9 protein-coding genes and 3 pseudogenes are annotated in these 13,693 nt (G+C 51.7%); 8 read left to right on the forward strand and 4 right to left on the reverse strand.

What is annotated here, in order from left to right:
- The first annotated feature begins 28 nt into the window (after positions 1 to 28).
- From BUB30_RS34500 to BUB30_RS35910, 6 genes and pseudogenes are all read left to right on the forward strand, one after another.
- The gene (locus BUB30_RS34500; protein WP_178376993.1) at positions 29 to 1,489 is read left to right on the forward strand and encodes an ABC transporter permease; all 1,461 of its coding nucleotides are present in this window, start codon (positions 29 to 31) and stop codon (positions 1,487 to 1,489) included.
- Positions 1,470 to 2,459, forward strand: a complete 990-nt coding sequence (locus tag BUB30_RS34505) for an ABC transporter permease (protein ID WP_084137854.1) — start codon at positions 1,470 to 1,472, stop codon at positions 2,457 to 2,459. Before BUB30_RS34500 ends, BUB30_RS34505 begins: the two co-directional genes overlap by 20 nt.
- Before the next feature lie 80 nt (positions 2,460 to 2,539).
- A complete protein-coding gene (locus BUB30_RS02200) occupies positions 2,540 to 2,881 on the forward strand; it encodes a PadR family transcriptional regulator (protein WP_073130641.1) in 342 nt (113 codons plus the stop codon).
- 5 nt (positions 2,882 to 2,886) lie between these two features.
- A pseudogene (locus BUB30_RS35900) lies at positions 2,887 to 3,078 on the forward strand (permease prefix domain 2-containing transporter); the annotation flags it as partial.
- A gap of 42 nt (positions 3,079 to 3,120) precedes the next feature.
- A pseudogene (locus BUB30_RS35905) lies at positions 3,121 to 3,840 on the forward strand (ABC transporter permease); the annotation flags it as partial.
- A gap of 189 nt (positions 3,841 to 4,029) precedes the next feature.
- Positions 4,030 to 5,571 (forward strand): annotated as a pseudogene (locus BUB30_RS35910) (FtsX-like permease family protein); the annotation flags it as partial.
- 161 nt (positions 5,572 to 5,732) lie between these two features.
- Here BUB30_RS35910 and BUB30_RS02210 read toward each other — a convergent pair.
- Positions 5,733 to 6,611, reverse strand: a complete 879-nt coding sequence (locus BUB30_RS02210; protein ID WP_073130643.1) for a TIM barrel protein — start codon at positions 6,609 to 6,611, stop codon at positions 5,733 to 5,735.
- Between the two features lie 226 nt (positions 6,612 to 6,837).
- Here BUB30_RS02210 and BUB30_RS02215 point away from each other — a divergent pair, with 226 nt between their 5' ends.
- Both BUB30_RS02215 and BUB30_RS02220 read left to right on the forward strand, forming a co-directional pair.
- Positions 6,838 to 7,428: a hypothetical protein gene (locus BUB30_RS02215; RefSeq protein WP_073130645.1), complete on the forward strand. Its 591-nt coding sequence runs from the start codon at positions 6,838 to 6,840 to the stop codon at positions 7,426 to 7,428.
- A gap of 238 nt (positions 7,429 to 7,666) precedes the next feature.
- Complete coding sequence (locus BUB30_RS02220) at positions 7,667 to 8,350, forward strand: RHS repeat domain-containing protein (RefSeq protein ID WP_178376995.1); 684 nt, start codon at positions 7,667 to 7,669, stop codon at positions 8,348 to 8,350.
- Positions 8,351 to 8,621: 271 nt separating this feature from the next.
- On the opposite strand, the gene BUB30_RS02230 is transcribed toward BUB30_RS02220, so the two are convergent.
- The 3 genes from BUB30_RS02230 to BUB30_RS02240 all read right to left on the reverse strand — a co-directional run bounded on the left by BUB30_RS02230 (position 8,622) and on the right by BUB30_RS02240 (position 13,692).
- Positions 8,622 to 8,861 carry a hypothetical protein gene (locus BUB30_RS02230; RefSeq protein ID WP_073130652.1) on the reverse strand — a complete coding sequence of 80 codons (240 nt, stop codon included), beginning with the start codon at positions 8,859 to 8,861 and terminating at the stop codon, positions 8,622 to 8,624.
- Positions 8,862 to 8,932: 71 nt separating this feature from the next.
- Positions 8,933 to 12,154, reverse strand: coding sequence for an error-prone DNA polymerase (locus tag BUB30_RS02235; protein ID WP_073130654.1), 3,222 nt, complete (start codon positions 12,152 to 12,154; stop codon positions 8,933 to 8,935).
- 5 nt (positions 12,155 to 12,159) lie between these two features.
- Positions 12,160 to 13,692, reverse strand: a complete 1,533-nt coding sequence (locus BUB30_RS02240; protein ID WP_073130657.1) for a Y-family DNA polymerase — start codon at positions 13,690 to 13,692, stop codon at positions 12,160 to 12,162.
- Position 13,693: the final 1 nt, after the last annotated feature.

Here is a 13,693-nt window from a genome sequence, read left to right on the forward strand (position 1 = left end):
GGCAAGAGACCCCCAAACCCCTATGCTTATGTTCCGGAACTACCTCAAGATCGCTTTTCGCAACCTCATGCGTTCGAAGGCCTACTCCCTCATCAACATCTGTGGGCTTTCCCTGGGCGTGGCCTGCTGCCTGCTCCTGGCCCTGTATGTTGAGGACGAATTTCAATATGACCGCCACCACGAGCGATTAAGCGATCTGTACCGGATCGATACGCAATTTGAAGCCAACGTGGTAGGCTTTGACAAACTGGGCAGCGTCTCTCCCCCGATCCCGATGACCCTAAAGGATGAGCTTCCGGAAATTGAAGCCGCCGCCCGCATCGTGCCCACCTTTGGCAGTGCAAACCTGATCCAGTACGAAGACAAAAAATTCTACGAGTCGAACGCCTTCGTGGCCGATTCTACGCTCTTCGATGTGCTTACATTTGACTTTATTGAAGGCACTCCCAAGAAAGCGCTGGCCGATGCCAACACTGTGGTGATTGCCGAATCCATTGCACGCAAGCTTTTTGGCGATGAACCGGCACTGGATAAAAGTATCCTGATCACCCAAGGGGGCACTCCGGTCAACTATAAGATCACCGGCGTTTATAAGCCCAAGAAAACCTTCCTGGATGCAAATTTCTTTACCTCCGTCATGAGCGAAGGCGGGTCGGGTGAATACATCCGGAAAAATGAAAACGCAGCCAACGAATGGGCCGGGCAAAATTTTGTTGGGGGTTACATCAAGCTGGCGCCGGGGCATTCGCCGAAGGAAGTGGAGAAAAGGATCAACGAGGTTTTGATCAAATACGGTTCGGAAGATATGAAAGCCCTGGGGATCACCAAGACCTTGTTCCTGGAACCTGTAAAAGATATCTACCTGAGATCGCACGTGGACAAGAGCCGGCGGATCACCTATATCTATACGATCGTTTCCATCGCGTCGTTCATCCTGGTTCTGGCCTGTATTAATTTTATGAACCTCTCCACCGCCAAGGCCACCAAACGAGCATCGGAAATCGGCATCAGGAAAGTTATGGGAGCGTTCCGCGGCAGCCTGATCCGGCAGATCCTCGGCGAAGCCATGGTGGTGGTGGCGATCTCCATGCTCATCAGCGTGATCCTGGTGCTGGTAGCCTTGCCGTTATTCAATGAACTTTCGGGCAAAGCCATCGCCTTCAACCAGGAGAACGTCTTGTTTTTTGGGACGGCCCTGCTGGTGCTGATGGTCCTCACCGGGTTGATCGCAGGAAGCTACCCGGCGTTCTACATCTCTTCGTTCCAGCCGGCAACCGTATTGAAAGGAAAATTCACCATGAACAAAACCTCGGGACGCCTGCGTCAGGGCCTGGTGGTGCTTCAATTTATGGTGGCCATCGTGCTGGGCTGCGGCATGCTGGTGATCTCGCGCCAGCTCTCGTTCATGAAGCACAAGGATCTTGGTTTTAATCCCGAAGCAAAGATCATCATCCCGCTTCGCACGGCGGATGCGAAAAAAGAAATATGAATCCTTGAGAACAGAGCTCGAAAAAATGAACTTCATCCAGGCGGTTTCGGCCACCAGCTATCCTCCTGGAAATAATATCTTTAACGACATGGCTTTCTACATGGAAGGCGGCAGCATGGACAACGCTATTCTTAACCGCTTGAACAGCATCGACGCAGGCTACATGGAGATGCTGGGCATCAAGCTCATCGCCGGCCGGCCCTTCACCACCAACCGTGCGGCGGATTCCAAAGGCAATCTCATTATCAACCGGACGTCGGCAAAGAAATTCGGTATCGAGCCGGAAAAAATGATCGGGCAAAAGCTCTATTTCGACTGGCAGGGAAAGAACTATCCCTTCCAGGTGGTCGGCGTTGCCGAGGACTATAACCAAACTTCATTAAAGGATCCCATCATCCCGATCGTTTTTCAAATCCCCGAGAATGCGAATGAGTACGGCTATTTGATTGCCAGCGTCAACTCCTCCGGTCTGTCGGAGGCGGTTTCCAGCATCGAAGAAGTATGGAAAAGCCAGGTAGCCGATGCGCCCTTTGAATATACCTTCCTCGATGACAATATTCAGAAGCAATACCTGGAAGACCAGCGCGTCTCTAAGATCATCACCTACTTCACGGCCATCGCCATCATCATCTGCAGCCTCGGACTGTATGGACTGTCCTCTTTCATGGCCGAACGACGACTCAAAGAAATCGGCGTGCGAAAAGTGATGGGAGCCAGTGTGATGCAGATCATGGGAATGATGTCGCGGGAGTTTGTCAAGCTGGTGCTGCTGGCCTTTGTGATCGCCGCTCCCCTGGCCTGGTATGCCATGAACCAATGGCTGCAGGCCTTTGAATATAAAGTGCCCCTGGATGTATCCATCTTCACGTTCGCCGGTCTCGGCGCCATCGCGATCGCTTTGCTGACGGTAAGTTATGAATCTTTAAAGGCAGCCAGTGCAGACCCGGCGAGGACGTTGAGAAACGAGTAACCCCTCCCCCCGGTAGCGCAGACGTCACTTTTAAGTCTGGCGCTATTGCTATTATACCTACATTTAGAGTATATTCGTTCATGAAAAAGTACCAGCTCGGCGAATTTGAAGAAGTGGTGATCCTCACCATCGGAATTTTGAACAACCAAGCCTATAGCGTTTCGATAAAAGATGAGATCGAATCCAGGCTTTCGCGCACCGTCAGCTTTGGTGCGCTCCACACCGCACTGAAGCGGTTGGAAGAAAAGGGTTATCTCCGGTCATACGCAGGCGAATCGACTGAAGAAAGAGCGGGCCGACCCAGGCAGTATTTCGAGATCACCGCCATGGGCAAGAAGGCCATGCTGTATGCCAAAGAGACGCGCGACGAGCTGTGGAAAGCGATCCCAAAAACCGTCTTGCAAACCAACTTGCTGAGTTGAGCCCTATGAACAAACCGGTTGCCCATCCTCCCCTGCTCTTCCTGAAGTTCTTCCGCTGGTACTGCGATCCAAAAATGCTGGACTACATTGAAGGAGACCTGATGGAGGCCTATCACGCGCGGCTAAAGAAATACGGCAAGCGAAAAGCGGACGCGAAGTTCATCGTCGACGTGCTGCTTCTCTTCCGGCCGGGTATCATCCGATCAAAAGCGAAGTATAACACTTTAAAGCGTTCCCATATGATCAACAGCTATTTCAAAACCGGTTGGAGGAATCTCCTGAGGAGTAAGCTCCACAGCGGCCTCAATATCGTGGGCCTCACGTTTGGCATCGTGTGCTTTTTGTTGATTGGGCTTTATGTTTTCGACGAACTCACGTTCGATCAACAACATGTCAACGCCGAACGGATCTATCGTGTGATAGAACATAAGAATGTGCGTGGCGAGGCGACCACCATCGCGGCAGCGGGCTATAAGCTTGCCGAAGAATCAAAGCATTCCATACCCGAAGTTGAAAACATCACGCGCATCATGCGGACTGGAAGAGCTAACCTGGTGGATCCGGAGAATCCTGTCCCCTTCCAGGAAACGGTGACGATCGCCGACGATCATTTCCTGGAAATATTTGACTTCCCCCTGGTGGAAGGCGATCGGCGTACCGCTTTAAAAGAGCCCGCCTCCATCATCATCGACGAAGACCTGGCCCTGCGCATTTTTAACCGGACGGACGTGATGGGTAAGAACCTGCAATTCAGTCACCTCCCTTTCCCGCTAAAGATCACCGGCATCTTAAAGAACCATCCCCGCAATTCCAGCTTCAACTTTAATTGTGTGATGTCTGAGTCGAGTTATTATGCCGCGGATTATTTTAAAGAAACCATGGCCAGCGATTGGGCATCGAACAGTTTTTCGGTTTACGCTTTGCTGAGACCGGATTCGAGACCCGATTCCGTATCAAAAAAAATGACCCGGCTCGTGCTCACCAACTTCAAGCCTGATGAAGGGACAAAACTTTCCTATAGTCTTCAACCCCTGAAAGAACTGCACCTGAAATCGGCCGGCATATTCGACGGCGCCCGAAACACCAACGTGGAAGGTATCCCCCAAGGGAACCCGCTCTATGTCACGATATTTTCATTCACGGCCTTGTTTGTCCTTCTGATCGCCGCGATCAATTATACGAACCTCACCACCGCGCGAGCATCGGGCCGCGTAAAAGAGATCGGTGTCCGCAAGGCCATCGGCGCCATGCGCAGCAATCTGATCGGACAGTTCCTGTTTGAGTCGTGGCTAACGACGGGGATTGCCTTTATTTTAGCCATCGGTGTTGTGAAGTTGGTGCTTCCGCCTTTTAATCATTTTGCGAACAAGGAGCTTTCGCTTTTCTCCGTGGACTATCATTTCTGGATCTATGCGATGACGGCGATCGTTGTCATCGGATTTTTGTCGGGCAGCTATTCGGCTTTATTGCTTTCCCGTTTGAAACCCGTGTCGCTGTTGAAGGGATTGAAACTTCAAACCACCGGCGACCTGTCGGTGAGGACGGGGTTGGTCATTTTTCAGTTCACGATCTCTATTGTGATGATCATTGGCACCCTGGTGTTGCTGTTGCAGGTGCGTTACCTCAACCATACCGACCTGGGTTTCAATAAAGACCTCATGGTGGTCATCGATGTGAATACAAGAAAGGCGCGGTCGAACTTCGAAACGATAAAAGATCAAATGAGCAAGATCGCCTCCGTGAAAAGCGTGTCGGTGACCTCGCGTGTGCCGGGTGAATGGAAGACACTCCGCACGGTCAAGGTGAGCGTGGAAGGGAGCACCGACGCGCCGGGCACATCCTACCTGTTCGGTGCCGACAAGGAGTTCATGCAAACATTCGAGGTGACCTTGCTCCAGGGAAGAAACTTCCGCGAAGCCTATGATTCGTCCAGTATCATCATCAACGAAACCGCGGCCAGGATGTTGAACATCACCGGGGTTTCGGAGCAAATGGTAGAGATCCCGGCGGCGTCGCGCGACGGGTACTTTGAAACGCTGGAGGTTCCGTTTAAGCCCCGCGTGATCGGCATCGTAAAAGATTTTCATTTTCAATCCTTGCGCGATAAAATTCAGCCGCTCATCCTGGCGTACAACAATAACCCCATTCATGTGATCGATTATTACTCGGTACGCATAGCACCCGTGGATATACCCGGCACCCTCAACAAACTCAAGGCCATCATGGTGGCCAACGATGCCGACGATCCTTTCGAATATCATTTTCTGGACGATCAGCTGGCGTTATTTTATGTTGAAGACGCACGACGGCAGACACTTCTGGGTTGGGCCGCATTGGCCACCATCTTCATTGCGTGCCTCGGGCTTTTCGGACTCGCCACCTACTCCACGGAACAGCGCGTGAAGGAAATCGGCATCAGAAAAGTTTTGGGAGCGACGGTCGTGGGGCTTGTTTCCCTACTGTCGCGCGATTTTCTGAAGTTGGTGTTGATCGCGAATGGCATTGCCTTTCCGATCGCCTGGTGGGCAACAAACCGGTGGCTGCAGGAATATGCGTATCATATTGATGTGGAATGGTGGGTGTTTGCTGCAGCAGGTACTTTGGCCCTGGGGATTGCTTTGATGACCATAAGCTATCAGGCTATAAAGACGGCAGTTGCAAATCCGGTGAATAGTCTTCGTTCGGAATGAGTAATCCAGTAGTCAGTAGCTAGTAGTAAGTAGTAAGTAGCTAGCTAGAGTTAAGAGCAGCAACGCAGATAGATTGGGTTGAGTCAGCTTCAATGAAAAAGCGAGGCGTGTCGGGGGTGAGACACATCCTCGCTTTTTTATAGGTGGACTAATAAACCCGTTTAAACCAGGTTCTTTTTAATGTACGAATAGCTTTTTTGCATGCTTACCAGTGGATCGCCGGGGGTTTGGTCTTGTTCGTTGAAGAAATATTTCAGGCCGGCTTCTTTGGCGTGTGCGAATATTTCTTTGAAGGGGATCACGCCGTTGCCTACTTCTGTGAAATCCTGTTTTGGTGTGTTGTCCATGTCTTTTACGTGCCAGAGCGGGAAGCGGCCTGGGTTTTTGCTGAACAAGGCCATGGGGTTTTGTTTGGCTTTATAGGTCCAGTACAGATCCAATTCCATTTTCACGAGGGCGGCGTCGGTGTTGGTCAACAACACGTCGTAGGGGAGCTTGCCGTCCTGGGCGTCGAATTCGAAGGCGTGGTTGTGATAGCAAAGTTGAAGCCCGGCTTTCTTTGCGATTTCACCGGCCTGGTTCAGTTTGTCGGCGGTTTGTTTGTAGTGGTCGAGGGTGCCGCGTTCGGGCTCAAAGAGAAAGGCGCACACCATATATTTCATGCCCACGGCCGCGGCGTCGTCAACCGCTTTTTGCCATTCGTTCGAGATCGTGCCTTTTGTATCCGGCATCGATTCGCCAAGCAGGTAATGTCCACTGAACATCACCAGCCCGTTGTCGCTTAACACTTTTTTGAAAGCGGCGGGGGCCATGCCATAGAATGTTTGCGTGCCGGTATAGGTGGCGCCTTCCACCGAATTGAATCCGATCTTTGCTACCTGCGCCAGGGTGGCCACCGGATCTTTGGCCATCAACTCGCGAACGGTATAAAGTTGTACGCCGATGTAATCCGATTTCGATTTTGCAAATAAGGATGGACCGACTAATAGTCCGGCTGAGGCCACCGCGGTGGTTTTCAAAAATGATCGTCTGGTTACCATATTGGAGTGTTTATTTGGGTTATTCTAATGTGTTAAATGTACACATCTTGGGCCAAATGATACGGATTGAAGGTGGCCATCTTAAATACTTTTCGGACAAGATCTAAACTGCTGATTCCTAATAATTTACTTGCTTTGACCGGCTCACTCGTGGCGCCAGGTTTCGGGCCGGTTTGTGACGCGCGCGGTTTTTACTATTTTGAGCGTGCCTGTTCCCCCAATCGATATGAGAAATGTCTTGCTCCTGTTGTTCTTCACCTCCCAGTCTCTCCTAGCCCAAAGCGTGAAGCTACTCGATGGCAGTTTAGAGAGTTTGAAGGGACAGAAATCCTACAACATCATCTTCCGCTACGACAGCATGCTGGTGGGCATGGCCGATCCCAAACCGGAAAAGGTGTTCCTGTTGGAAGTCAAGAAGCGATGGGAAGAGCGCGAGCCGGGCAGAGGTTCCGACTTTATCCAGGAGTGGTTTGAAGATCGGAAGCTGCTCTATGAACCGTCGTTCATTCAGAACTTTAAACAATACGCCAAAGTAGAACTCCCCGACCCCCAGGCGGCCTACACGCTGATCGTGAAAACAAAACACACCGAAGGCGGCTGGTTCGGCGGCGTACTGGCACACCCCGGGCAAATCGATGGCGAATTGAGGATCGTCGAGTCAGCCGATCAAAGCAAAGTCGTGGCCCGGATCGCGTTTTATAAATTCACCGGTAAAATTCAATATCCTGGTGATTTCGAGATGACTACGAGAATACAATCCGCTTATGCCATTGCTGGGAAGGGACTTGGCGATTTTGTAAAGCGGAAATCTAAATAGCAGTCAAGCACACCGAAGCAACATTCCACACATTTTCATATCTTGCCGGTTCTCTCTGGAGCTCTCCACGTGAAATAACCGTTGCCAGAAAGGTTTGATATTGTATCCAGTTATGATGAAGTCTATTCAAAGGTTGCTAAAACTGTTCCCCTGTCTGCTGTTCATTGTTTTTGTTACCTGTTCTAAAGACGATCCCGCAGTGCAACAACCCTCCAACCCGAGTTTAAAAACATGTGTTTTGAAAAGCGGCACGTCCAACGGAACGTCCATCACCTTCGACCGCGACGACAAGCATTGGCCGATAACGATCCGTTATTCCAATGGAAATAAGCCGGCCATCACCTGTTCCATTCAATACGACGCCGATCACCGTGTTGTTAAATTGATACAGGGGAACGCTTACGTTGAATACTCTTATCAGTCAGGAAAACCGGTAACGAGCACCGTATTCACCAGGAAAAGCCCTGATGCATCCTTCGAGCAGTATTGGCAGTACTACTATCATTATGACGATCAGGGAAGGCTGGATTCTACCACCGACCATATCGGTCAATACGAGCGGTTTGAGTACGATGCGGCAGGCAACGTTATCAAACGATACACCAAGCAAAGGGGACAGCCAGAGAAGTTGACGCGGCAATACCTGACCTTTGACGACAAAAAGAATCCTCGCGTGGAAGCAAATTTCGACCAGGTCGGCGTGCTGCTCGATTGGATCGAAGGAAACTTTATCACCATGTTACAGCTTCCAACACTAAGTCAACACAACAGTACCAAAGACGTCTATGTTTCATCGGACCGTGTCATACTCCGTACATGCTCTTTCCAATACAACCCGGAAGGCTACCCCATATCGGCGCGCATACAAACCGACGCAAAAAGCGACGTCACCACCGAGGTCATCGCGTATGATTGCTGGTGAATTGACCTTTTGAAACGCCATCCTTTGTCATTTGCAACCTCTTGAAAGCCCGTTCGGGTTCCTTAACGATTTGGTTTCATGAACATCCACATGAAAATGAAAATAATAGTGGTTGCTATCATAATTACTACCCTGACAACAAGGATATTGATTGTACTCCTAATGTATCTTCTTTCCTCTTCATCAGAGGCGGCCTCCAATCTTTTCTTATGAAATGGATAAGCAACGAAGATAAAATGCGAACCAACTGCTACGGTAAGCAAAACTAGTCCTATGATGATTTTAAGTTCCATAAAAATATCCACATGAAAATAATAGTGGCTACTATCAGAATTATTGTCCTGCCAACAAGAATAATGATTGTGCTCCTAATGTATCTCCTTTCCTCATCATCAGTGGCTGCCTCCAATCTCTTCTTGTGAAATGGATAAGCAACAAAGATAGAATAAGAACCACCAGCTAAGGCAATCAAAACTAGTAAAACTAGTTCTATGACGATTTTTAGTTCCATGGATGAGTAAAATTAATTGAAAAGACCATACCCTATACTTCTTGGATATCAAAATTCCTGGCGCCATCGGCTTATCTAAAATTCCTCCCCTCCGGAAAGATCTTCCCCTGCACCACTTCCTGCTCCTCCGTTTTCTTCTTCACCAAAAAAGGCGATGTCTTCTCATCCGAACGCGACATGGGCGTCAACACCAGGTCTTCATCTTTCCATGAGGTGAGCCTTTTCAAGAGCCCCGAAAAATTATAGCAACGCCTCACGATCACGTGGATCACCTCCCCTTCCCGTTGCAGTTGGCCTTCGACCATGAGTAGACGGGATTGGATAATTTCTTTTCGATACTGATCAAACAGCTTTTGAAAGACCACGAGGTTCGACGTTCCGGTCTCGTCTTCGATGGTGATGAAACAAATGCCACTCGCCGTTCCAGGTCTTTGCCTGACCAGGATGAGACCGGCTACTTTCACCAGGTCTCCATTCTTTGCCGCTTCGAGTGAGGAAACAGGACGGACATTAAATTTGTCGAGTTGCTCACGGATAAAGCTCACCGGATGTGCCTTTAACGACAACGACATCGCCGCATAATCATGCACCACATGTTCCGACAAGGCCATGGTGGGAAGTTTTATTTTTTCCTCGGCAACATCGTTGGGAGACTGGCCGGAGAAAAGTGCCATCGGCTGGTCCTTTGTCGATACTTCCCACAGTGCCTTCCGACGGTCGTGGTCGATGGAACGGAAGGCATCGGCGTCGGCTAGTTTTTCGAGGGCGGCTTCGGAGAGGCCGGTTTCGCGAAGTTCGTGAATGGAAGTGTAGCCGGTTTTCCGTTTTTCGATCAGCAGCTGCATGTCTTCCTCGCGCAAGCCTTTCACCTGGCGAAAGCCGAGGCGCAGGGCGCAGTGTTTACCTGATTTTTCTTCCAGGAGATTGTCCCAGTGAGAATGATTGATGTCTACCGCGCGTACATCCACACCGTGTTTTTGGGCATCGATGATGATCTGCGCGGGCTGATAGAAACCCATGGGCATGCTGTTGAGCAAGGCGCAGGCAAACACGTCGGGGTAATAGCATTTGAGCCAGGAGGAAACATAGACCAACAGGGCGAAGCTAACCGCGTGGCTCTCCGGAAAGCCATAGCTGCCAAACCCTTCCAGTTGTTTGAACACGCGGCGTGCATATTCTTCGCTATAGCCATTGTGCGTCATGCCGGCGATCAATTTCCTTTCAAAGTTCGCAATCACGCCCTTTGCCTTGAAGGTGGCCATGCTCCTGCGCAACTCGTCGGCTTCGGCTGGGGTGAAGCCGGCTGCAACGATGGCGATCTTCATGGCTTGCTCCTGGAACAACGGGATGCCTAGTGTCCGGCCTAAGATTTCTTCCAGTTCTTTTGAGGGATAGTCGATGGGCTCTTCCCCGTTGCGGCGGCGCAGGTAGGGATGCACCATGTCGCCCTGTATGGGGCCGGGGCGCACGATGGCTACTTCGATGACCAGGTCGTAGAAACATTTTGGCTTGAGCCGCGGGAGCATGGATTGTTGTGCACGACTTTCGATCTGGAACACGCCAATGGTGTCGGCATGGCCCACCATGTCGTAGACGGCGGGGTCGTCTTGCGGGATGTTGGCCAGCGTGAGTTGACGGCCGTAATGGGTCTTGACAAGATCGAACGCTTTCCGGATGCAGGTGAGCATGCCCAGGGCGAGCACGTCTATTTTCAGAAAACCCAGGGCATCGATGTCGTCTTTGTTCCATTCAATGCAGGTGCGGTCTTCCATGCGCGCATTCAGGATGGGGCAGAGATGAGACAGTTCGCCTTGTGTGATGACAAAGCCACCGGTGTGCTGCCCCAGTTGACGGGGAAAGCCCATGAACTGTGCGGTGAGCTGCAATACTTTTTGAAGCGTGGGATCGTCGGGGTTCAGGCCTTGGCTGGCGATGCGATTGCGGTCAAACCCTTCGTCGGCAAAATCCCAGATCAAACCCGAGAGGCGATTGACGGTGTCGACCGACAATCCCATGGCTTTACCCACATCGCGAATGGCACCTTTGTGGTGTTGTTGTGTAACGGTGGCGACAATGGCCGCCCGGTTGCGGCCGTACTTTCCAAAGATATACTGCATGACCTCTTCACGCCTTTCGTGTTCGAAGTCCACATCGATATCGGGTGGCTCGTTGCGTGCCGAGGAAATGAACCGTTCAAACAGCAGATCAAATTTCGAGGGATCCACCGACGTGATGCCCAGGCAGTAGCACACGGTGGAGTTTGCTGCCGACCCTCTCCCTTGACAAAGGATTCCCTGCTTCCGCGCATAGCGCACGATGTCGTAGACGGTGAGAAAGTACTCGGCATAGTTCATCTGTTCCATAAAGGACAGCTCATAAGCAATGGCGGCTTTGATCTTTTCGGGGATGTGTTCTCCGAAAAGGTCGTGAGCACCCGCTTCTGTCAGGAAGGCGAGCTCTTCCTGCGGGGTGCGGCCGTCGGTGGTGATCTCTTTGGGGTATTGGTATTTCAATTCGTCGAGCGAAAACTGGCAGGCTTCGGCGATGGCCTGGGTTTGGCGGACGGCGTCGGGATATTGACGGAACAGCCGGAGCATTTCGTCGATGGGCTTCAGAAATCTTTCTGCATTTGGATGCAAGCGAAAGCCGGCGGTGTGGATGGTGCATTTTTCACGCACGCAAGTGACCACGTCTTGCAATTCCCGCCGCTTGGGGTGGTGATAGTGCACGTCGTTGGTCGCCACCATTGGCATGTGCAGTTGGGTGGCCAGTTGGGCGATGCGATGCAATTGTTTGGAATCATCGCCACCATAGGTGCGGGCTGCCGCAATGTAGAGGTGCTCTCCAAAAGCCTCCCGGTATTCGCGCAACGCTTTTTTGAAGGCAGGATCAAATTCATACACTTCATTCAATGCGGATGGCGGCAACACGACGAACTTCGATCCTTTGGCATGATCATAGACGTCGGCTTTATATAACTGGCATTGGCCCTTTTCCGTGCGAAGGTTGCCCACGGTGAGCAACGATGAGATTTGTGCATAAGCCTGGACATCCGTGGGAAACGCCAGGAGACTGGGTCCATCCATGAGGTCCAGACGACACGCCGGGATGATGCGCATGCCCAATTTTTTTGCGGCCACGTGGGCGCGGACAATGCCCGCGAAGGTGTTCCGGTCGGTGATGGCGATGCGGCTATGACCGAAGGCCGATGCTTGCTCCACCATCTCCTCCGGGTGTGATGCACCGCGGAGAAAACTGAAGTTTGTTGTGACCTGTAGCTCGGTGTATGCCATGATGCTTAAGCAAAAAATCCGTGGATAAACCACTGATAGGTTTTTTCATGATAATGCCCTAACCGGAAGAGCCAATAGCGATAGCCCTCTTCATCCTCGACACGGTAGTAGTCGCGGTGCTGTCCTTGTTGGAGCCACCACTCCTGTTCGATGCGTTCCGGCCCATCGGCCTTCACGATCTTGTGAAGTTTCCCATTGTGACGGAACAACATGGGAGGATAGTCCGGGATGGGTGCCGTGACATCGATGCGTTCGGGCGTTGCTAAGAGATTCAGGGGACGTAGTTTATCGGTCCGCCAGTTGGTCGTTAGTTTTTCCTGGAGTGATGCTGCGGGTTTGAATGAACGCTCCGGCCAGTAATGTTCGTCGGGCACATAGCGGCGGATGGATTGTGCTCCGACCTTGACGGCCAGGCGATCGATCAGTTCGGATAATCGTTCATCGTCCAGGCCACCGGTTCCCTCCCACATCTGTTCCTGTTGTGCGAAATGATCTTCTACTTTTGGCGCCTCCAGGACAAAGAGCTCGATGCCCAGTGCCGGCTCGATCGTGGGCAGCTTGATCTCAAAGAGTTTGAAAAGATGGGAGACGTGATGCGACGGCCGGTTTGTTCCAATGTCGATCCGCTCGATTTTTCCATCGACGCGATAGCCTTTGAATACAGCCGAGCGCAGTCCCTTTTGTTCGTGTCGCAGGCGGAGACACAATGTTTCCAGCAATTGCTGCAACGCGATCTCAATGCCGGTTGCCGTCACAATCGGTTCGAGACAAGGCAATCGCTCCTGGTAAGGTTCAACGGGTTCGACGGGCTCGATCCCTTCCATTTCCTGGCCCAGGGCCATGTCCAGTCGCATGATAAAATGCGGGCCAAAGCGTCTTCTCAAAGACGCGCGTGGCATCTGGATGAATTGACGGATCTGGTGTAGACCAAGCTTGTGCAAGCGCGTCGCCGCATCGGCTTCCAGGCGAAGGGCTTCCGGTGGCAAGGGAAGCAAGGCTTCGATGTGCCGGCCAGGGGCCACCACCAGCGGTTCGTTTCCAAACCTGGCCATCGCCCACGCAACGCCCAGGGTATCGGCCATGGCCGCCCGCACGTCGTAGCCACGGGCATTTAATTTTTTGACGATCTCCTCCAGGTAGCGCTCATCGCCGCCCCAAAGGTGTGTGCAACCCGTGACATCGAGCAGCAGGCCGTCGGGTGGATCGACGGCGACGATGGGTGTGAAGCGGATGCACCACAGCGCGAGGCGCTTGAGTAATTTTTCGGAAAGATCAGGTTTGTCGTCCAGCACTTCCAGGTCGGGAAAGAGCGCTCTCGCGTCGGCGAGGACCATGCCGGGAGTGATGCCTTTTCTTTCGGCAAAGGCATTGGCGGCGGTGATCACCATCCGGCCATGTGAGGGTGCCCGCAAGACGAAGGGAAGGTCTTTTAATAACGGTTTTGTCTCGCCGGAGTGTTTCGCAAGGGCTTGTTGGCGGATGGCGAACCAGTCCGTGGTGAGGTGACGGAACCAGATGGAGACAAAGCGGCTGGCCATT

Origin of the sequence: Chryseolinea serpens, assembly GCF_900129725.1 — a bacterium.
GTDB classification, from domain to species: Bacteria; Bacteroidota; Bacteroidia; order Cytophagales; family Cyclobacteriaceae; genus Chryseolinea; species Chryseolinea serpens.